This window comes from Rhizobium sp. CG4 (genome assembly GCF_023701965.1).
Taxonomy (GTDB): domain Bacteria; phylum Pseudomonadota; class Alphaproteobacteria; order Rhizobiales; family Rhizobiaceae; genus Agrobacterium.
The window spans coordinates 37,022-57,835 of record NZ_JABAEG010000014.1; the positions used below are offsets into that span (position 1 = coordinate 37,022).

At 55.5% G+C, this 20,814-nt stretch carries 19 protein-coding genes and 1 tRNA gene; 14 read left to right on the forward strand and 6 right to left on the reverse strand.

All coding sequences use genetic code 11. The features are described 5' to 3' along the window. The first annotated feature begins 13 nt into the window (after positions 1-13). From HGO37_RS25830 to HGO37_RS25840, 3 genes are read left to right on the forward strand one after another with little or no spacing between them, the layout of a single operon-like run. A complete protein-coding gene (locus tag HGO37_RS25830; protein WP_250985881.1) occupies positions 14-1,213 on the forward strand; it encodes an ABC transporter permease in 1,200 nt (399 codons plus the stop codon). Continuing rightward, on the forward strand, positions 1,210-2,148 hold the full coding sequence (locus HGO37_RS25835) for an ABC transporter ATP-binding protein (RefSeq protein ID WP_250985882.1): 939 nt from the start codon (positions 1,210-1,212) through the stop codon (positions 2,146-2,148). Before HGO37_RS25830 ends, HGO37_RS25835 begins: the two co-directional genes overlap by 4 nt. Before the next feature lie 29 nt (positions 2,149-2,177). Next, positions 2,178-2,948 carry an ABC transporter permease gene (locus HGO37_RS25840; protein ID WP_250985902.1) on the forward strand — a complete coding sequence of 257 codons (771 nt, stop codon included), beginning with the start codon at positions 2,178-2,180 and terminating at the stop codon, positions 2,946-2,948. A gap of 42 nt (positions 2,949-2,990) precedes the next feature. On the opposite strand, the gene HGO37_RS25845 is transcribed toward HGO37_RS25840, so the two are convergent. Further along, positions 2,991-4,196 carry a cytochrome-c peroxidase gene (locus HGO37_RS25845; RefSeq protein WP_250985883.1) on the reverse strand — a complete coding sequence of 402 codons (1,206 nt, stop codon included), beginning with the start codon at positions 4,194-4,196 and terminating at the stop codon, positions 2,991-2,993. After that, positions 4,196-6,853 carry a TonB-dependent receptor gene (locus HGO37_RS25850; RefSeq protein ID WP_250985884.1) on the reverse strand — a complete coding sequence of 886 codons (2,658 nt, stop codon included), beginning with the start codon at positions 6,851-6,853 and terminating at the stop codon, positions 4,196-4,198. The genes HGO37_RS25845 and HGO37_RS25850 overlap by 1 nt, the downstream gene beginning before the upstream one ends. A 477-nt stretch (positions 6,854-7,330) precedes the next feature. On the opposite strand from HGO37_RS25850, the gene HGO37_RS25855 reads away from it, so the two are divergent. The 4 genes from HGO37_RS25855 (at position 7,331) to HGO37_RS25870 (ending at position 10,242) form a co-directional block, all read left to right on the forward strand. Beyond that, positions 7,331-8,746, forward strand: a complete 1,416-nt coding sequence (locus HGO37_RS25855) for a cytochrome ubiquinol oxidase subunit I (protein ID WP_310503188.1) — start codon at positions 7,331-7,333, stop codon at positions 8,744-8,746. Continuing rightward, positions 8,736-9,740 carry a cytochrome d ubiquinol oxidase subunit II gene (gene cydB, locus HGO37_RS25860; protein ID WP_250985885.1) on the forward strand — a complete coding sequence of 335 codons (1,005 nt, stop codon included), beginning with the start codon at positions 8,736-8,738 and terminating at the stop codon, positions 9,738-9,740. The genes HGO37_RS25855 and cydB overlap by 11 nt, the downstream gene beginning before the upstream one ends. Beyond that, positions 9,740-9,865, forward strand: coding sequence for a DUF2474 family protein (locus tag HGO37_RS25865; RefSeq protein WP_250985886.1), 126 nt, complete (start codon positions 9,740-9,742; stop codon positions 9,863-9,865). Before cydB ends, HGO37_RS25865 begins: the two co-directional genes overlap by 1 nt. Positions 9,866-9,963: 98 nt before the next feature. After that, complete coding sequence (locus HGO37_RS25870; RefSeq protein WP_250985887.1) at positions 9,964-10,242, forward strand: hypothetical protein; 279 nt, start codon at positions 9,964-9,966, stop codon at positions 10,240-10,242. Between the two features lie 55 nt (positions 10,243-10,297). On the opposite strand, the gene HGO37_RS25875 is transcribed toward HGO37_RS25870, so the two are convergent. From HGO37_RS25875 to HGO37_RS25885, 3 genes are all read right to left on the reverse strand, one after another. After that, a complete protein-coding gene (locus HGO37_RS25875) occupies positions 10,298-10,543 on the reverse strand; it encodes a hypothetical protein (RefSeq protein ID WP_250985888.1) in 246 nt (81 codons plus the stop codon). 123 nt (positions 10,544-10,666) lie between these two features. Continuing rightward, positions 10,667-11,005, reverse strand: a complete 339-nt coding sequence (locus tag HGO37_RS25880; protein WP_250985889.1) for a hypothetical protein — start codon at positions 11,003-11,005, stop codon at positions 10,667-10,669. A 465-nt stretch (positions 11,006-11,470) separates the two neighbouring features. After that, positions 11,471-11,546 (reverse strand) — tRNA-Lys (locus HGO37_RS25885). A 178-nt stretch (positions 11,547-11,724) separates the two neighbouring features. On the opposite strand from HGO37_RS25885, the gene HGO37_RS25890 reads away from it, so the two are divergent. Both HGO37_RS25890 and HGO37_RS25895 read left to right on the forward strand, forming a co-directional pair. Further along, positions 11,725-12,471 (forward strand): cytochrome c biogenesis CcdA family protein, encoded by a 747-nt coding sequence (locus HGO37_RS25890; RefSeq protein WP_192490955.1) that lies wholly within the window; start codon positions 11,725-11,727, stop codon positions 12,469-12,471. A gap of 44 nt (positions 12,472-12,515) precedes the next feature. Then, complete coding sequence (locus HGO37_RS25895) at positions 12,516-13,460, forward strand: AEC family transporter (protein ID WP_250985890.1); 945 nt, start codon at positions 12,516-12,518, stop codon at positions 13,458-13,460. Between the two features lie 220 nt (positions 13,461-13,680). On the opposite strand, the gene HGO37_RS25900 is transcribed toward HGO37_RS25895, so the two are convergent. Further along, the gene (locus tag HGO37_RS25900) at positions 13,681-14,883 is read right to left on the reverse strand and encodes a UbiH/UbiF family hydroxylase (protein ID WP_250985891.1); all 1,203 of its coding nucleotides are present in this window, start codon (positions 14,881-14,883) and stop codon (positions 13,681-13,683) included. Between the two features lie 204 nt (positions 14,884-15,087). Between HGO37_RS25900 and pcsA the strand changes: the two genes are divergently transcribed. The 5 genes from pcsA (at position 15,088) to HGO37_RS25925 (ending at position 20,732) form a co-directional block, all read left to right on the forward strand. Further along, positions 15,088-15,813 carry a phosphatidylcholine synthase gene (pcsA, locus tag HGO37_RS25905; protein WP_250985892.1) on the forward strand — a complete coding sequence of 242 codons (726 nt, stop codon included), beginning with the start codon at positions 15,088-15,090 and terminating at the stop codon, positions 15,811-15,813. 166 nt (positions 15,814-15,979) lie between these two features. Beyond that, positions 15,980-17,554 carry an ABC transporter ATP-binding protein gene (locus HGO37_RS25910; RefSeq protein WP_250985893.1) on the forward strand — a complete coding sequence of 525 codons (1,575 nt, stop codon included), beginning with the start codon at positions 15,980-15,982 and terminating at the stop codon, positions 17,552-17,554. Next, a complete protein-coding gene (locus HGO37_RS25915) occupies positions 17,544-18,632 on the forward strand; it encodes an ABC transporter permease (protein WP_250985894.1) in 1,089 nt (362 codons plus the stop codon). The genes HGO37_RS25910 and HGO37_RS25915 overlap by 11 nt, the downstream gene beginning before the upstream one ends. Next, complete coding sequence (locus HGO37_RS25920) at positions 18,632-19,552, forward strand: ABC transporter permease (protein ID WP_250985895.1); 921 nt, start codon at positions 18,632-18,634, stop codon at positions 19,550-19,552. Before HGO37_RS25915 ends, HGO37_RS25920 begins: the two co-directional genes overlap by 1 nt. Before the next feature lie 106 nt (positions 19,553-19,658). After that, positions 19,659-20,732: a BMP family ABC transporter substrate-binding protein gene (locus tag HGO37_RS25925; protein WP_192490962.1), complete on the forward strand. Its 1,074-nt coding sequence runs from the start codon at positions 19,659-19,661 to the stop codon at positions 20,730-20,732. Positions 20,733-20,814 lie beyond the last annotated feature (82 nt).

Below are 20,814 nucleotides of genomic sequence, written 5' to 3' on the forward strand. Positions count from 1 at the left end.
GAGCCGAAGCGACTTGGCCGTCATTATTCCTGAGAAGACCGGGTTTGTCGGGGTAAAAACTGACAAACCCGGCATCGTCATTGCGCTTATGCTGGTTGCCGGTGCCTTCGGCCTGCCATTCGTCATCCTGCGGCCAAACCGCATTGTGGCCGGTGAGGCGCTGTCGATTTTTCAATCGCTGCCTGTGTATTTGATGACGGCACTGGCCTGTCTTCTGGTGGTGACAGCGCTTGCCATGTCCATCAGAATATCGGCTGCACTGCGGCTTGGGCTTGTTGCCGTGACACTGGCATTGTTGGTTGTTGCTGCCGGCATGGCGGCCAGTTTCGTGATGCCGGAAGGCAACAGCTATGCCCGTGTCTCGCCGGGGGCTGGCGTGTGGGTGTTGCTGGCAGCACTGCTGCTGGCCACTGCCGACTGTGTAACACGGCTTCGCCCGCATCCACTGTTTCGCATCGTCCTGCTGGTTTTCGGTTTTGCCGGTGCTGCAGCCGTGCTGATGACCGGCGTGTGGGACAATCTTTCGATCATGAAGGAATATGCCAACCGCGCCGATGTGTTCTGGCGCGAAGGTGCGCGTCACATCACGCTGGCGGTCGGATCACTGGCGGCGGCAATTGTGGTTGGGCTGCCGCTTGGCATTGTGGCGCACAGGGTAACGGCGCTGCGCAGCGCTGTTCTCAATACGCTGAACATGATCCAGACCATTCCGTCGATTGCGCTGTTTGCCATTCTGATCGCGCCGCTTGGCTGGATTGCGGTCAATGTGCCCGGCGCGTCTGCGCTTGGCATTGCCGGTATTGGTGCAGCACCGGCCTTTGTGGCGCTGTTTCTCTATTCCCTTCTGCCGGTTGTTGCCAACACGGTCGCGGGCCTCGCGGGCGTGCCGCAATCCATCACCGAAGCAGCGAAGGGTGTTGGCATGACGAGAGGCCAACGTCTGCTGGGCGTTGAAATGCCGCTTGCCGCACCGGTCATCCTGACCGGTATCCGTATCGTGCTGGTTCAGAATATCGGCATGGCAACCATTGCCGCACTGATTGGCGGCGGCGGTTTTGGAGTGTTTGTTTTTCAAGGGGTCGGACAGATGGCCATGGATCTGGTGCTGCTGGGTGCGATACCCACCGTGGCACTGGCCTTTGCCGGTGCCATTATTTTTGACGCCCTGATTGAATTGTCTGCCAGAAAAGAAGGCGGGAGTGCCACAGCATGATCGAGATCGACCATCTGACCAAACGTTTTGAAGGTGCGGTTGCCGTCAATGATGTGTCCCTTACCGTCAAAGCGCATAGCGTGACGGTTATCGTGGGCTCCTCGGGCTCCGGTAAGACGACCTTGCTGCGGATGATCAACCGGCTGATCGAGCCAACCTCCGGCAGTGTGCGGATCAATGGACGCGACAATAAATCCATTGCCGGGCACGAACTGCGCCGCAGCATCGGTTACGCCATTCAGGGTTACGGCCTGTTTCCGCACCGTAGCGTTGCGCAAAACATTGCCACGGTGCCGCAGTTGCTGGGCTGGGACAAGGCACGGATCGATGCGCGGGTGCGTGAACTGCTGGAGCTTTTCCAGCTTGAGCCAGGCGTATTTGCCAAACGGTTTCCGCATGAATTGTCCGGCGGCCAGCAGCAGCGCATTGGCGTGGCACGGGCGCTGGCGGCCGAACCTGAACTGCTGTTGATGGACGAACCCTTTGGCGCTTTGGACCCGGTTATCCGTACCAGAGCCCGGCGCGACCTTCTTGATATCAAGGCGCTGTTGGGCACGACCATCATTCTTGTGACCCATGACATGGATGAGGCCTTTGCCATTGCCGACCATATTGCTGTCATGGACAAGGGCGTTCTTGTCCAATACGGCACGCCGGCGGAACTGGTGCACAAGCCGGCAACAGAGTTTGTTGCCGCAATGATCGGACCGGAGGAGCGACCATTCCGGTTGCTGGCATTACGGCCGGTTTCCGAGGCAATAGAGCAGGGTACTGCCGGGGGCGAGCCGATCCCTGCAGCGCTCAGTCAGCGCGAAGCCCTGTCAAATCTTGTCTGGACGGGACGGCAGGAAGCCCCTGTTGCGAATGATGAGGGACAGGTGCTCGGCAAGGTAACCATGGCAGCACTTTGCCAGCAGGCTGCGGGCAGCCCATGACCATTCAAACAACGACCGCGACCAGCGAGATGAAGGCTGCAAAAATACCAACGCAGTGGCTGGCGCACGCATTGCGGGTGTTTGGTCTTGTGCTTCTGGTTTCATTTCTCGTGCAGCCACATTGGTTTGAACCGGTTTTCCGGCCGCTGGCGCCAGCCAATGCGCCTGCCATCTATACCCAGGCCGACTTGCTGGTGTTGACCGGACAACATCTGCGCACGGTGCTGATTGCCACGGTGCTGGCGAGTCTGCTGGCGATAACGCTGGCAATCATCGTGACACGGCCATCCTGCCGGGAGTTTCTGCCCCTGTCACGTCTGGTGGTGAATACCGGGCAAACATTCCCCCCGGTTGCCGTGCTGGCGCTTGCCGTGCCGATGCTGGGTTTTGGTGAAACACCAACGCTTGTGGCGTTGTTTCTTTATGCACTGTTGCCGATTTTCGAGAGCACGCTGACCGGGCTTGCCAATGTGCCGGATGTGACGAAAGAAGCGGCCCGCGGCACCGGCATGACCCCATGGCAAAGCCTTGTGAGCGTGGAATTGCCACTGGCCTTGCCGGTCATCCTGTCAGGCGTGCGCATATCGGTTGTCATCAGTCTGGCGACGGCAACGATCGGCTCGACGGTCGCCGCGAAAACGCTCGGCGAGGTGATTATTGCCGGCCTGCAATCCAGCAATATGGCCTTTATCCTGCAAGGCGGGCTGGTGGTTGGTTTGCTTGCGATATTTGTCTATGACGCCCTCATGGCGCTGGAACGCATGGTTACGGGTTGGCAGCATGTGTCCCGCTCACGCTAAGTGGGGCCATATGTCAGACCCCACCGGTTGGTAAAACATGGTTCAGATTGCCTCAAGAAATGCAATCAGCGCTTCGCGTTCTCTTACCGTCAGTGAAAACGGCTTGAGGAACGGCGATGTCATGCCGGCATAGGGCATGAAGGGATTGGCGCGTTCCTGCTCGTTGCGTGGCCGCGTTCTGCCGCCACCCACTTCATAAAAACGCACGACGCGCCGCAAATCCCGGATGATACCGTTGTGCATGTAAGGCGCCGTTTGCGAGACGTGGCGAATGCTGGGGGTTCTGAACCGGCCGACATCCAGCAACTGGTTGGTAATGGCGTATCGGCCAACGTCTTCACGCGGACGGCCCAGCAACGAAAGCCCAAGATTGTGAAACTTGTTGTCGGTCAGCAGCGGACCGTTGTGACAGTTGGCGCAACCACCCTTGGTGCGGAACAGATGCATGCCCCAGATCTGCTCATTATTGAAGGCGCGGTACTGACCCGACAGGAAACGGTCGAGCCGTGTCGGTTCTTCAAGCGTGCGCTGGAAGGTGGCGATGGCATCGGTCAGTTCTGCGGCGGTTGGCGTGGAGACGTTGTAGACCGCCTGAAAAGCCTCCTGATAATCCGGCCGGGCGGCAATCCGCTGAACGGCAGAGGCGATATCGTGGTTTGCCATTTCGCGCTGGTCTGTCATGGGCATCAGCGCCTGTTCCTCCAGCGTCTCTGCGCGGCCATCCCAGAACAAAGGTGAGCGCAAACCGACATTGAACAAAGGCGGCGCGTTGCGTTTTCCCCTGGCGCGGTCATGGCCGAAGGAGCTTTGCAGGCCATCGCCCCAGCCAAGCTCCCTGTTATGACAGTTCTGGCAGGAAATCTGGCCAGAGCGCGAAAGCTGAGGATCGCGGAACAGCTTGAAGCCAAGCTGCGCCTTGGCCAGTTGCTGGCCCTGCGGGCGCGGCGGTATTGGCAAGGGTGCCAGCTCTTCTGCTTTGATACCTGAAAATAGCGACAGCGGCGGAAAGTTTTCCGCCGGTTGCCGATAGGTTTGCGCGAGCAATGAAAGGTCATGTTCGGTTGGATTTGCTGGGAACTCGACCAGCAGATTTTGCCGGCGCTGTTCAATGGCCCGTTCTTGCAGCGCCGCCAGCCGTTCTTCATTTGCCAGCCTGCGTCCCTTGGCAACCTCGTAGCACGAGATTGCCAGGATAACGGATGCGGCAACGGCACAAAAGACATAGAGCAGTCTGAGATGCGTCGACATCAGAAGGTTGCCTTCGCGCCAAGCCATACCATGCGGCCGGGAACCCATGGTTGGGCGGGTTTGGCGTTACGGTTTCCAACGTCGTTGAAAGCGTTTTGCACTCTCATCTCAAGATCCAGCGAGCCATATTTGGATTCGAATGCACGGTATTTTGCATTGAGATCAACCGTCACGGCTGTTCTGAAACGATAGTCTTCCCGGATTTCATGCACCATGCCCAAACCCTCTGAGCCAGCTGGTAGATGGCATGCTGCAGTAAGACTTACTGAGGGTGTGCATGTCGTATCCGTTTTGCGAACACCGTCATATGGTAAAATCACATTGCCGGTAACGCCGAACTTGAATTTGTCATCAAACCAGGAGGTGACGAGGTCCAGAGATCCCTTGATGGGGATATCCATGTTACCTTGCACCATCTCGAAATCTCCGAGACCATAGGATTGGTCGTTGTACCAAATGCGCGTATCGCTTGGGTCATCGAAGTAACCATTGGACGTGGACTTACGCTTTGACCACGTTAGGCTTCCGAACAGGCCTACTGTCTCCAGATTGGCATTTTGTAGTCCCCATGTCTTTCCGTATTCGATCGTCGCCGATTGAAACGCAGATTTTCCTTCATTGGTCAGCGTCATAACACTGCTGGTGGAATCCACGGACTTGAGGTACTGATCCTTGCCGTGTCGGTTCAAGTAGCGAATGCGTAGTTCACCATCGAACCATGGGTCATTCCAATCTATTCCGGCCGTAAATTCATCAACGTAAGGTGTGACAAGATCATCGCCTAAGAACGAGTAATAACGCTGTGTGCCTGCGCCGACCCAATTTGTAACCACGCCACTTGAAGTGTGGGAACGATTATAAGCGCGTGCGAATGGCTGGTTGTTTCGGATGGCATAATAGACGGCATCGGCATTGTAATAACGATTGAAACCGCCAATGACCGAGAAGTCTTCAGTCGGTGATATGGTTGCCGTCAGACGCGGAGCGAAGTTCAGATTGCCGAAAAAGTCTTCATAGCTGGCATGCACACCGGCCCGTACATTCAGCCAGTCCCAAGTCTGATCCACTTCGGCATATGCATCAAGCGAATTGATTGATGCCTTGTTGTGATAGCCCGGTGTCACGGTCTTTACCCGTGTGTACTGCTCGTATGAGCATGAGGCATCGCCGGTTGGGCACGTAAACGAGGAAACGAGGGGCGTATTCAGCAGCGTATAGTTCGACGAGTAGAGCGTGTATTCATCTGCCTGTCGATATGCGTCTGTCTTTCGGTAATCAAAACCAGTCGAGAACGTACCTGCTAGAAAATCACCGTCGATATCTGCCTTGAAGCCTTTTTCTTCCTGTCCCTGCGCCTTGTTGCCGTAACCGCCTTCACGGCAGAGTTGGGATGTTCCGGTCAAACCGGATGCCAGTGGTACCTGGCACCAGGATAATATGCTTGGATCTGTCGAATAGAACCATGTAGCTGGGTTGGTATTAGACACAGCCGATCTCGCCCAAACAGTGCGATACAATGTTTCATTTGCCCCACCGTCATTAACGGTTCGGGATTTGTTGAAATAGGCTCTCGCGTCTATCTTCACGTCCTTCACGCCGAAAGGCTCAAAGACGATTGCATCAAGATCATTTTCCCATTGCAACTGGCTGGTTAATCCTTTGCTCTGTGACATGATTTGCGTGTCGCGATAGAAGTAACCATCCCACTCCTGCTCGTAATCTGTGTAAGAGCCATCCAGTGTGAAGACGCCGAGGTCTGTGTCATGCCGACTGGAAAGGCGGTAGAAATTGTTCTCTGAGAACTCTTCCGCTTCAAGACCATAGTACCTGTAATCTTTGACCTTATTGGTGTCCGCACCAGAACGGCTGTACTGGCCAACTACCGCCCAATTGTCAGTGATTGGCACGTTGACGGTTGCAGATGTTTTGTAGCGGTAAAATTCCGGTGGCGGGTTGTTTTGTGGATTGAGCCCGTCTTCTGTTCCCAAAACGTAACTTGTCGTGCTGTCGCTTTCAAAACCATAGCTGACCGAACCGGTGACCTTGTCTGTTTTTGGTTTTGCCAGTGTATATTCAACCACGCCGCCCTGAAATTGGCCGTAACGGGCCGAAACATTGCTATCCATAACACTAACATTGTCCAGGAATTCTGCTGGTACAAACACGGTTTGGGAATGAAGGCCAAAAACCTCGTTGATGTTGGGAGTATTCTCGTAACTTCCAAGCGTACCGCCAAATGGATCCTGCGATCCCGTGACATTGTTGATGCCGATGCCATTGAGGATGAAGTTGTTTTCATAGACCTTACCGCCGGAGATTGACATCTCCTGCGGACGCAGGTTGATCATGTCTTGACCATCGACACCGGCATCATTGTCGGAATCGTTCTGATACTGGACATTGGGCAGGTTGCGCAGGATCGAGTTTGCATCGCCGAGACCGCTTGCCTTGTTGCTAATAAGTTCACCCTCAAGAATTGTCGTGCCGATATCCGATTTGCCTTTGCCACCCAAGCGTAGCCAGTTGGGTAGCTTGACAATGATGTTATCAAGAACCGTCGCGTTGGCTGGTGCAAGAGTTGTGTCCTGCGCCATGACAGGTGAAATGGAGACGATACCACCAACGGTAACAAGCAGGCACACGGAAGCCTTCGCCACGTGTCGTGACGTTTTCAAGTTCGGATACATGTTTGAAAAACCTCCAGAAAATTCTGCGTTATGGCGCGTTGGAGGTGGGATAATAAAATGTGACTGTATGAGTCAAGATTTCGCCGTAATAAATATGATATTTTGACACAACTTTGTCATGATGCGTTGCGCGAGCAACAGCCGGGCGAGGTGAAGTGACGCCTTGTAGTTGTTTGTCGTCGATTTTTATTTTCTAAGGTTGTGTGGTGTGGCTTTGCTATTGCGCTGAGTCTTGAGCGTGGCAACGCAACCGCACCGCACCGGAAATCAATGCCATCGCGTTCTGGCTGGCGCCTTTTTACGTTTAAAATCTTTAAGCTGTACTTTCCGGCGCATAGCGTCACAATGCCACGCGCGCCAGATTACCGCGCGGTAATTGATCACAGCGCGTTCGGTTATTGTTTCAAATAGACCAGAGATCCATTTCACTCATTGATGGAGATCAAAGTGTTTGAAGGTTTCAGCGCCGAGATTCTGGCACGAATACAGTTTGCCTTTACTGTGTCGTTCCACTTTCTGTTTCCGGCGTTTTCCATTGGCACGGCGAGTTATCTTGCCGTTCTCAATGCGTTGTGGCTGTGGAAGCGCGATCCCGTTTATCTCAAGCTGTTCGAATACTGGAAACCGATCTTTGCCATTACCTTCGGCATGGGCGTGGTGTCCGGCATCGTCATGAGCTACCAGTTCGGCACCAACTGGGCGGTGTTTTCCGACAAGGCTGGTCCGGTGATTGGCCCGCTGATGGGATATGAAGTGCTGACCGCCTTTTTCCTGGAGGCAGGTTTTCTTGGTATTGCGTTGTTCGGGCGCAAACGTGTCGGTGATCGGCTGCACATGTTTGCCGTCGCCATGGTGGCCGTGGGTACCTTGATTTCCGCCACCTGGATCCTGTCTGCCAATAGCTGGATGCATACGCCGCAAGGTCACATCATTGGTGAAAACGGCCAGTTTCTGCCACAGGACTGGTGGAAGATCATTTTCAACCCATCCTTTCCGTATCGGCTCACCCATACCGTGCTTGCCGCGTTCCTGACGACGGCTTTCGGCGTTGGCGCAGTGGGTGCGTTCCATCTGTTGCGAGACCGCACGAATAAACAGGCGCGGGTGATGTTTTCCATGGCGATGTGGATGGCGGCACTGGTAACGCCGGTGCAGATTTTCGTTGGTGACCTGCATGGCATCAACACACTGGAGCATCAGCCGGCAAAGATTGCCGCCATGGAAGGCCATTATGAAAGCCATAATGGCGCGCCGCTCATTCTGTTCGGCATTCCCGATGATAAGGCCGAAGTCACCCGATATGCAGTCGAAATTCCAAAGCTCGGCTCGTTGATCCTCACCCATGATCTCAATGGCGAAATCAAGGGCCTGAAAGAGTGGGCTCCCGAGGACCGGCCACCGGCGCTTATTCCCTTCATGGCCTTCCGGGTGATGGTTGGGCTTGGCATGTTGATGCTGGGTGTTGGCCTTTGGTCGCTATTGGCCAGGTGGCGAGGCTGTCTTTACGAAAGCCGGTTGTTGCACCGTGCCGCCATCTGCATGGGGCCATCGGGTTTCATTGCGGTGCTGGCAGGCTGGTTTACCACCGAAGTCGGCCGTCAGCCCTATACGGTTTACGGGCTGTTGCGCACATCTGAGAGCCTGTCGCCGGTCGATGCGCCCGCTGTCGGTGCGTCGCTGATGGCCTTTATCGTGGTGTATTTCATCGTGTTCGGGGCAGGGGTCTTTTACCTGCTGCGGCTGATGTACCGCACGCCGGTACTGGATGAAGACCATGAGCTGGACCACGCCCCATCACGAGCAACGGGAATTACCCCGGCGATTGCTCATGAACTTAATGCGGGAGGCCGCCATGATGTTTGATCTTGCGTTTATCTGGGCGGCGCTGATCGCCTTTGCCGTGTTGGCCTATGTCATTCTTGATGGGTTTGACCTCGGCATTGGCATATTGTTTCCGATGTTCCCCAACCGGCATGACCGGGACGTGATGACCAATTCCATTGCGCCTGTTTGGGACGGTAATGAAACCTGGCTGGTGCTGGGTGGCGGTGGCCTGATGGCGGTGTTTCCGCTGGCCTATGCCACTGTGCTGCCAGCCCTCTATATGCCGATTATTCTGATGCTGCTCGGGCTGATCTTTCGCGGTGTGGCGTTTGAATTTCGTTGGCGCACCAAACGCGGCAGCATCTGGTGGGACGGAGGTTTCTTTGTCGGCTCCACCGTTGCGGCCTTCATGCAGGGCGTGGCGCTTGGCGCGCTAGTGCAGGGTATCAAGGTGGTGGACCGCGCCTATGCCGGTGGCTGGTGGGACTGGCTGACACCATTCAGCATCGTTACCGGCCTAGCGGTGGTCGTCGGTTACGCATTGTTGGGCGCCACGTGGCTCAACCTGAAAACCACAGGTGATTTGCAGGCCCGGTGCCGCAAACTCTCCATGGTCGCGGGTGTCGGTACGCTGCTTTTGATCGGCACTGTCAGCCTGTGGACACCGTTTATCGACCGCGTTTACTTTGATCGCTGGTTCGGTTGGCCAACGGCGTTTTTCTCGGCACTGGTGCCATTGCTGGTTGCCATCTGCGCATTGGCGCTGTGGCATGGCCTGACGCACGACAAACACCTGCAACCGTTTCTGGCGGCACTGGGACTGTTCGTCCTCAGTTTTGCAGGCATCGGCATCAGCTTTTACCCCTATATTGTGCCGGGTTCGCTCACCATCTGGGAAGCGGCGGCACCTGAAAGTTCGCTTGCCTTCCTGCTGGTTGGCGCGCTGGTGCTGATCCCCACCATTCTTGCCTATACCGGTTATGCCTATTGGGTATTTCGCGGCAAGATCGATCCGGAAGAGGGCTATCACTAATGGCTGACCCAGCACCTCAAGAACGTTTGCCCAAGCGCCTGCTGTGGTTTGCGGCGATATGGCTGGCCAGCGTGCTGGCGCTGACGGTGGTGGCCTATGCCATCCGGTTGATGATCATGCCATAGGGACCGTCAGATGGCGGGTGGGGCGGTACGCTCCATCCGCCATTTCTCGGAACCAAACACCTTCATTTGCTTTTACTGATATAGCAAGGGAGGAAGACATGTTTTCTAAACACGCAATTTCCACCGACCGAATAAGTACCGACACGTGGCTGAAGATCATGTGCGGATTGATGGTCAATGCGATGCTGTTTGGTGTCGGTGTTGTCACCACGCTGTCTATCCCGGCATTGGCGGAACACGCCAAATACCTGATCCCCGCCGTCGTCGTTGCCAGTTTTGTGCTGACACCTTTTCTGGTCGGCTTTTTCGCTCGCCGCATGCGCATCCGCAATTGGGGTGTCAAAGGCTGGCAGAAGGGCGACCTGATTTCTGGATAGAAGTCGGTCGCCAGCTGCGCCGTTTCTGCGGCAGGGTAACCCGTCGGCGGCCAGCTTATCTCGTGGTCTGGGTCGTCTTCGTTGTCTTTGCTGCAGCCGCGGCTGCCTTTGCTGCGTTCGATTTGGTGTAATCAAACTTGACTGGCTGGCGGTATGTCTGATTGGCTCTCGGGTTCGGTATCTTGTGATAAAATGCCAGCAGCGCCAGATGAAGCGCCATACCATCTTCCTTACGATCCCCGGTGACACTGCTGAGTTGCGTCGACGAAATATTACCCCGCGCATCCGTCTTGATCGTCACATAAACGGTATCGGAATGGACGGTCGTTCAGGCCTGAAGCAAAAGCGCCAACGCGCCAACAACGACTGGCAAACGGAATTTCATCTCAAAGGCTTTCTGAAGAATATGTATCCAGCGGAAGCATTATTTTGTGCCGGACGCACTCTTGGTTTTTTCCTTGGTATCTGCCGCGCTCTTTTCTTTGGTAGTGATCAGTGGTCTTACTTCACTAATTTCGACGGGCTGTCTGTATGTGTGCGAAGCTTGAGGTTGCGGAACCTTTGATTTGAAATAGTTTTTTGCCAAATTGACCGCATAGGCGTCTTTGTCCATGTCACCTGAAGATTTGGCGATTGTCGTTGATGCAAGTTTGCCCTTGGCATCCGTGTGCAACATCACCACCGTAAGCGTACTGTCTTTCGCTGAACATCCCTGCAGCGAAAGAGCCAAAGCAGCAACCAATATTGGAAAAACAAACTTCATCTCAAATGCCTCTGAAAATACGCAAGCGGTTGTTATCGAATCATATCGCGATTTTCAGGTTTAGTAGTTTGTGGATTTGCAATCAGCAAGCGAATACGACAACCCTAGAGTTGTTTGCTAATTTACCTCGCTTTGTTGCTATTCGGGGCTTCGTTGAAGCGAGCCGTTAGCGGTCGTCTACATCTATAATTTTAAAGCGTGAGGACGGCATCTGCTCCGTACATGATCCATTTCCAATCGCCGAATGGGAATCACCGATGCAAATGAGAATCGTCGAGCAGAATCACAGCAGCGCTTCGCGGGTGATTCGTTTGTCATGATTGCGTTTTGGTGGAACGTGTCAGATCGCAAATGGTGACCCAAGGCGGGTAGGGCCTGCAAAGCCGAAAAGGCTTATTGCGCGGTATGTGGGGATTGTTGTGTTTTATAGACTTGATTTGATATCAACCACTTCGTTGAGAGAAGTGGTGAGAGCACAGGGATTCGAACCCTGGACCTACTGATTAAAAGTCAGTTGCTCTACCGGCTGAGCTATGCTCTCCCTTGCAGTTCGTCTGCCCTGCGGAAGTGGGCGGAACATATTTACGGCCTCGGTTCGGGTCAACCCTCAAAAACAACTTTATTTCACTATTCCGCGTTTTTTTGTCTCACCCCCTAAAAGGTGATTGGCGAAGCGGTGGTGCAAAGATTAAAACTCCTTGAAAAATACGGAGTTACACGTGTCCATCGCCGAAATTTCCCTGTTCAGTGCATTGTTTGCCGGTGCCCTGTCTTTTCTCTCGCCCTGTGTGTTGCCGCTGGTTCCACCGTACCTGTGTTACATGGCGGGCGTGTCGGTTGAGCAGTTCAAGTCGGAGAATGTTCAGGCGGAGCCGCGTGTCAAATGGGCGGTGCTGCTGTCGGCGCTTTTCTTCACGCTTGGTTTTTCCACCGTGTTTATCGGTCTTGGTGCTGCAGCCTCCAGCATTGGCATGTTGCTTCGCCAGAACCTCGATATTCTGGCAAAAATCGGCGGCCTGATTATCATCATCATGGGCCTGAACTTCCTCGGCGTATTCCGCATCGGTATTCTGTCGCGCGAGGCGCGTTTTCAGGGCGGCGGCAAACCGGCGACGCTGTCCGGCGCCTATGTCATGGGCCTTGCCTTTGCTTTTGGCTGGACACCCTGCATTGGCCCGGTTCTCGGTGCGATCCTCGGTGTTGCTTCCATGCGTGATACGGTGGGTGATGGTGCCATTCTGCTGGCCATCTATTCGCTGGGTCTTGCCGTACCGTTCTGGATTGCCGCCAGCTTCTCCGGCTCTTTCATGCGCTTCATGGTGCGTTTCCGCCGCCATCTGGGCCTGATCGAAAAGATCATGGGTGTGTTCCTGATCCTCACCGGTATTGCTTTCATGACCGGCTTTATCACCAACATGGCAATCTGGTTCCAGGAAACCTTCCCAATCCTGATGCAAATAGGCTAAGCGTCGCCCCGTCGATCCATCTCCCAATCGACGGGTAGGGTATTATGTCTGACATTATCAGTCTGTTGCTGCCGTTTTTCGGCATGATTCTCATTGGCTATGTCGCCGCGAAGCTGATCCGCCAACCGGCAGAGGCCATGGGCTGGCTGAATGTGTTCATCATTTACGCTGCCCTGCCGGCGCTGTTCTTCAAGCTGATTTCCAAAACACCGATGGAGCAGCTGGCGCGGATGGATTTTGTCGGAACCAGCCTGCTCGCCACCTATTCGATTTTTGCGTTGCTGTTCGTCATTGGTGTGTTCATTCGCAAAAACAGCATTGCCGAGACCACGATCCAGAGTTTTGCCGGCAGTTACGGCAATATCGGTTACATGGGGCCGGGGCTTTCGCTGCTGGTGTTTGGCGAGACGGCGGCCGTGCCGGTGGCGCTGATCGTCTGTCTGGAAAATGCCACGCATTTTATCGTGGCACCGGCGATGATGGCGATTGCCGGAGGAGACAAACGTTCACCGTTGAAGCTGGCCGCTGACATCCTGAAAAAGGTGCTGACCCATCCATTCATTCTGGCTGTCATTGCCGGGTTTCTGGCGGCCGGAACCTCATGGGAGCCACCTTTGGCCTTCCAGCGATTGATCGATTATCTGGCGCAGACGGCAGCACCCTGCGCGCTGTTTGCCATGGGTGTTACACTGGCGCTGCGGCCGATCAAACGTCTGTCGGTGGAAATGGCCTATATCGTGCCGGCAAAACTTATTCTGCACCCGTTGGTGGCCTATGTGTTCCTGACGTCGTTCGGCACATTCGACCCGGTCTGGGTCTATTCTGCCGTGCTGCTGGCGGCCTTGCCGACGGCGACCAATGTTTTCGTCATAGGCCAGCAATATCAGGTGTGGCAGGAGAGGGCGTCCGCCTCGATCCTGATCAGTACGGTGCTGTCGGTCGTGACGCTGACGGCGGTACTTTATATCGTGCGGCAGCTTGCGGGGTGAGCCTTGCGCGGCTTTCCCGTTCGTCGTCATTCTCGGGCTTGTCCCGAGAATCTAGTCAGCCCAAGTCTTTGGGCTGAAAAGGCTCTTTCGTCGCGCCGACACACTCCGCTGGATTCCCGCAACAAGTGAGGGAATAAGGGAGGTCGGGGTTGGCATCCGAAGACATAAGCAACATTCGAAAGTGTCGTCTCGGTATTCAAGGGTGATCCGGTCGGCGGTCTTATCTTTTGAGACCGGCCCACAGCAAAGACGGAATGGCTTTCAACCCACGGCCAGGCTCGATGCCTTCGCGCATGATGGTGCTGCGCAGTGGTGACAGGCCGGAAAGAAGGTGAAGACCGGCGGCGCGCAACATCTGCACCGGCAGGAAAGACGACAGTAGCGAGCGGTTGAGCAGGTCAACGCTCCAGGTGCGGCTCATCACATCCACCTTGCGGCGGCGCTCGAAGGCGTTACCGGCATCGCCAGCAATCGGCTTGTCAGTGGAGGCGCCGAGAAGATCGGTCAAGGTCATGATATCGCGCAGGCTGAGGTTCAGGCCTTGTGCGCCAATTGGCGGGAAGGCATGGCCGGCTTCGCCAACCAATGCAACGCGACCCTTGCCAAAACGGTCGGCCGTCATGCTGGACAGTGGCCAGCTCTGCACGCCGTCTTCCACCGTGACCTTGCCGAGCATGGATTGCATACGCTGTTCGACACGAGCGCTCAATTCTTCTGTCGAAAGTGCCAGCATCTCGGCTGCCTGTTCCGGTTTGACCACCCAAACGAGGCTGGAACGGTTGCCCGGCAACGGTACCTGCGTAAACGGGCCGGTTGGGGTGTGAAACTCGGTAGAGACATTGCCGTGCGGCAGGGTGTGGGCGAAGTTCATGACCAGCGCGGTTTGCGGGTGACCCCAGCTGCGCACGCCAATGCCGGCGGCATCACGCACCTTGGATTTGCGGCCATCGGCACCAATCACGAAAGCGGAGGTTACCGTTTCACCGTTGTCCAGCGTGATCTCAACTTGTTCCGGTGTCAGCTCTATGGTGTCGGCAACGGCTTCAATGACGGTGATGTTGGGTTCAATCGCAATGGCCTGTTCCAACGCGTCATTGAGCGGCTTGTTGGGAATGTTCCAGCCAAAGGCTGGCAGGCTGATCTCGGAGGAACGGAATTGCACGGTTGGCGCGCGCAGCAACCGGTCCGTGCCATCGATAATCTGCATGATGGACAGGGCGGCCGAGGACGGTTCGATATTTTTCCACAGGCCCAACCGGTCCAGAAAACGGATGGACTGGTCCATCAGTGCGGTGGTGCGCTGATCGTTGCGGGCGGTGTTCGGCGCAATGAGTGCGACGTGGCGGCCAGAACGCGCCAGCGCAATGGCTGCGATCTGTCCGGCAAGGCCAGCGCCAACAACTGAAATATCGTAATCCGTCATGGTCATTATCCGTTTATCTGCGCGTCAAGCATAAAGACATTGCCGTTTGAAATCCACTGCAACCGCTGTTTGTCTTATGCTTCTGTTCCTGTAACATGCTGTAAGATGCCTTAGGATAATACATTTTCGACGGTTGCATTGCGTGTTGAATGGTCGCATACCGGACGTGGACTGAAGATTGAAAAACGAGGCGCACCCGCAGTGATGAAAATATTCAAATACAAGCGCGTGCCCTATGCGGAAATCCGCGCTTTTTCCGTGCATATACTGACAGCATCCGGTTCTTTCCTGGCATTCCTAGGCGTTGTTGCCGCCGCAGAACATCGTTTTGTCGATATGTTCTGGTGGCTCGGTCTGGCGTTGCTTGTGGACGGTATAGATGGGCCTATTGCCCGCAAGGTGCGGGTCAAAGAAGTTTTACCCAATTGGTCGGGCGATACGCTCGACAATATCATCGACTACGTGACCTATGTGCTGCTGCCGGCCTTTGCGCTTTATCAAAGCGGCATGATTGGCGAACCCTGGTCGTTTGTTGCCGCCGGCATGATCGTGGTGTCCAGTGCCATTTATTATGCCGACATGGGCATGAAGACCGATGAATATTTCTTCTCCGGTTTCCCCGTAGTGTGGAACATGGTGGTGTTCACGCTGTTCGTCATCGATGCCAGTGCGATGGCCGCCATGGCCGTTGTCACCGTGTCCGTTGTCTTGACCTTCCTGCCGATCAACTTCCTGCACCCGGTGCGCGTCAAGCGTCTGCGCGGCCTCAATATGGCAATTTTCCTGCTGTGGTGCGCGCTTGGCGGTTACGCGCTGCTTCTGCACTTCGACACACCTGTCTGGGTCAGCACCGGCGTTGTCGTCTCCGGCATCTACCTCTACTGCATCGGTGGAATATTGCAGCTTTTCCCGTCGCTTGGCACCAAATAAGGCGGCCTGCCGCTGCACATTAGGCTTAATAATGAAATTCTGTTGTGCATGGCAGCAAAGTCTTTATCAATAAGTCAAAAAACATATTGAGTAAGTGCTGAAACGTCGTAGAAAAGCATAGAGTTTGTTTTGTCAAAGCCTCGTAGAAGGCAGACGAAAGAGGGGAATGGTGACGCAATCGACCGCGCAGCAGAATGCGCCACTCTTAGCTGTTTCTCAGCTTTCCAAATATTTCGGCAATTTCGCAGCATGCAACGAAATTGACCTGACTGTTCAGCGGGGCGAAATTCACGCCCTTCTGGGTGAAAATGGCGCGGGAAAATCCACGCTCGTCAAAATGCTGTTCGGGGTGCTGGAACCGACAAGCGGCGACATTCTCTGGCACGGAAAACCGGTTCGCATCAGCTCCCCCGGCGTGGCGCGCAAGACCGGCATCGGCATGGTATTCCAGCATTTTTCGCTGTTTGAAGCGCTGACCGTTGCAGAAAACATTGCGCTGTCTCTCGATCCGGGTATCTCAATCAAGGAAATTGCCCGCAAGGCGGAAGAGCTTTCCAACGCTTACGGCCTGCCGCTCGACCCCAATGCCCATGTTGCCGACCTTTCGGTGGGTGAGCGTCAGCGCATCGAAATTGTCCGCGCATTGCTGCAAAACCCTGAGCTGATCATTCTCGACGAGCCAACCTCGGTTCTGACCCCGCAGGAAGCCGACCGGCTGTTTGAAACCCTTGCGAAACTGAAGGCCGAAGGCCGTTCCGTTCTTTATATCAGCCACCGTCTGGAAGAAGTGCAGCGCATCTGTGATCGCGCCACGGTGCTGCGGCACGGCAAGGTCACCGGCAGCTGTGACCCAAGGCAGGAAACGCCTGCCTCGCTTGCCCGCATGATGGTGGGCAATGACGTGGCGGGCATTGAGCGTGACGCCTATTGCACGCTGGGCGACAACCAGCTGGAAGTCACGGCGCTTTCGGTACCGGCCCGCACTCCTTTTGCAGTGTCGCTCAAATCCGTCACCATGAAGGTCCGCGCCGGCGAGATTTTGGCCATTGCCGGTATTGCTGGCAACGGGCAGGGCGAGTTGTTCGATGCCCTCTCGGGTGAATATCCCGTTGCAAATGACGAAGCGATCCTTATCAGGGGCAAGGCGGTTGGCCGCACCGGCATCAATGGGCGGCGCCTTTTGGGGGCTGGTTTCGTGCCGGAAGAACGCCACGGCCATGCGGCGGTCACTGCACTCAGCCTGTCTGAAAACCTGCTGCTGGCCCGCCATCGTTCGGACGCCAAGAGTTTCCTCGGTGGTGGCCTGTTCAACGTCATCCGTTATTCGGCCATTAAACAGGCAACCAAGCGTATCTGTGACACCATGGATGTGCGTAAAAGTGCGGAAGACCCGGCAGCCGGTTCGCTGTCTGGCGGCAACCTGCAAAAATTCATCGTGGGACGTGAACTGGACCGCCAGCCATCGCTGCTGGTGGTGAACCAGCCGACCTGGGGTGTGGATGCCGGTGCAGCCAGCCGTATTCGTCAGGCGCTGGTTGATCTCGCCAAAAGCGGTTCTGCGCTTGTTGTCATCAGCCAGGATCTCGACGAAATCTTTGAAGTCGCAACCAACATTGCGGTTATCTCCGATGGCCGCCTGTCGGATGCCTATGCACGGGAAGACATGACGCGTGAGAAGATCGGATTGCTGATGGGTGGTCTGCACGAAAGCAAACCGGAGGCTGTCGCCCATGCGCATTGAGCTTGAAAGGCGCAGCGGCGTTTCCGCATTTTTCGCGATTTTTTCGCCCTTGCTGGCGCTGGTGCTGACACTGGTTTTCGGCGCCATCATGTTTGCGATGCTGGGCAAGGACCCGTTCAATGCGCTCTACAGTTTTTTTGTAGAGCCGCTGCTTGAAGTGTGGTCGCTGCATGAACTGGTTATCAAGGCCGGACCGCTGATCCTGATCGCCGTTGGACTATCGATCTGTTATCGCTCCAATAATTGGAATATCGGTGCGGAAGGTCAGTTCACCATCGGCGCGATTGCCGGCTCCATTATACCGGTGCTCTATCCTGAATGGCACTCGCCGCTGGTGCTGCCGCTGATGATGATCATGGGCTTTATCGGTGGCGCGCTTTACGCCTCCATTCCCGCCCTGCTGAAGACCCGCTTCAACACCAATGAAATCCTGACCAGCCTGATGCTGGTCTATATTGCCCAGCTGTTTCTGGACTGGCTGGTGCGCGGTATCTGGCGCGATCCGAAGGGTTATAACTTCCCGCAAACACAGCCGTTTTCGAGTGACGCCGTTCTACCGGAACTGCTGTCATCCGGCCGTGCGCATTGGGGTTTTGTCTTCGCAATCGTGTCCGCCGTCGCGCTGTGGTTCATGATGCGCTACATGCTGAAAGGCTTCCAGATTGGCGTGCTTGGCCAGTCGGCACGAGCAGGCCGCTTTGCAGGTTTCTCGACGTCCGGCACGGTGTGGTTCTCGCTGCTTCTGTCTGGCGCACTGGCGGGTCTTGCCGGTATTTCGGAAGTGTCCGGTTCGATTGGTCATTTACAGCCGGCCATTTCGCCCGGTTACGGTTTTACCGCTATCATCGTTGCCTTCCTTGGACGCCTCAACCCGCTTGGCATCATTGCTTCGGGTCTGGTTCTGGCGCTGACCTATCTCGGTGGTGAAGCGGCACAGCTTTCTATCGGTGTTTCCGACAAGGTGACCCGTGTTTTCCAGGGGCTTATGCTGTTCTTCGTGCTGTCCTGCGACACACTCATTCTCTACAGGATCCGCATCAGATTTAACCGGGGTGTATCCAGTGAGGGGGCCGTCTAATGGATATGGCACAGGCGATACTTCTCACGGTCATTACCGCGGCAACACCGCTGGTGATTGCATCCCTGGGTGAACTGGTCACGGAACGTTCGGGTGTGCTGAACCTTGGCGTGGAAGGCATGATGATCATGGGTGCGGTCTGCGCATTTGCTGCCGCCCACATGTCCGGCTCTCCCTATCTCGGCATTATCGCCGGTATTGCCGGCGGCACGGTGTTTTCACTGTTATTCGGTTTCCTGACACTGACGCTGGTCACCAACCAGGTAGCAACGGGTCTGGCATTGACCATTCTCGGCCTTGGGCTTTCCGGTATGCTGGGTGAAAGTTTCGTCGGCCTGCCGGGCGTCAAATTGCAGCCGATCGTCTTTCCGCTCCTCTCGGACATTCCATTCATCGGGCCTCTGCTGTTTCGCCAGGACCTGATCTTCTACATGTCGATTGCGCTGGTGGTCGGTATCAGCTGGTTCCTGTTCAAAAGCCGCACGGGCCTCAAGCTGCGGGCGATTGGCGACAGCCACGCCTCGGCGCATGCGCTTGGTATCAATGTTATTGCCACCCGCTATCTGGCCATCATGTTTGGTGGTGCCTGCGCGGGTCTGGCAGGCGCACAGCTGTCGCTGGTCTACACACCGCAATGGGTGGAAAACATGTCGGCCGGTCGCGGCTGGATTGCACTGGCGCTGGTGGTGTTTGCCTCATGGCGGCCATGGCGGGTGCTGGCCGGTGGCTATCTGTTTGGGGCCGTCACTATTGGCCAGCTGCATGCGCAGGCCTTTGGTCTTGGCATTCCGTCACAGCTGCTTTCGGCCATGCCTTATGCGGCAACAATCATCGTGCTGGTTCTTATTTCCTATAATCGCCGCACGACGCTCATCAATACTCCGGCATCGCTTGGCAAACCATTCGTGCCGGACCGGTAACAGCATTCGAAGCTTAAAACGCCTTGTCTTGGATGAAAAACAATGTCTTGGATGAAGAGACAATGCGTTTTGGAATAACTGCAATCAAACCACAGCAGGGGTAAAAATGAAGAAGTTCATTCTCGCACTCACCGCAACGGCAGCCGTTCTCGGCGGCCTGTCTTCGGCCGCTCGCGCCGAAGATCCAAAGAAGATCTGCTTCGTCTACGTCGGTTCCCGCACCGATGGCGGCTGGACACAGGCGCATGACATTGGTCGTCTCGAACTGCAGAAGCATTTCGGCGACAAGATCGAAACGCCTTTCCTTGAAAGCGTTCCGGAAGGTCCAGATGCCGAGCGCGCTATCGAGCGTATGGCCCGTTCTGGCTGCGAAATGATCTTCACCACCTCGTTCGGCTTCATGGACGCCACCGTCAAGGTTGCCGAGAAGTTCCCGAAGGTGAAGTTCGAACACGCGACCGGCTTCAAGACAGCTGAAAACCTGGCGACCTACAACTCGCGCTTCTACGAAGGCCGTTACATTCAGGGCCAGATCGCTGCGAAGATGTCGCAGAAGGGTGTTGCAGGTTACATCGCGTCCTTCCCGATTCCGGAAGTTGTGATGGGCATTGACGCCTTCGTTCTCGGCGCACAGTCCGTGAACCCAGAATTCAAGGTGAAGGTTGTTTGGGCCAACACCTGGTTTGACCCAGGCAAGGAAGCCGACGCTGCCAAGGCTCTTATCGACCAGGGCGTTGATATCCTGACGCAGCACACCGACACGACTGCTCCAATGCAGGTTGCGACCGAGCGTGGCATCAAGGCTTTCGGCCAGGCTTCCGACATGATCAAGGCTGGTCCTGAGACCCAGCTGACCGCGATTGTCGACACCTGGGGTGCTTATTACATCAAGCGCACGCAGGACCTGCTCGACGGCAAGTGGAAGTCGGAATCGGTTTGGGACGGCCTGAAAGACGGCATCCTGACCATGGCGCCTTATACAAACATGCCTGACGACGTGAAGAAAATGGCGGAAGAAACCGAAGCCAAGATCAAGTCCGGCGAACTGCATCCATTCACCGGCCCGATCAAGAAGCAGGACGGTTCCGAGTGGCTGAAGGACGGCGAAAAGGCTGAAGACGGCGTACTTCTCGGCCTGAACTTCTACGTTGCTGGCGTTGACGACAAGCTGCCGCAATAATCTGCCGCAGTCATGACTACGAAAAGCCGCGCGTGATTACCCCGCGCGGCTTTTTGGCGGAAAGAGCCGTCGTTTGAATTTT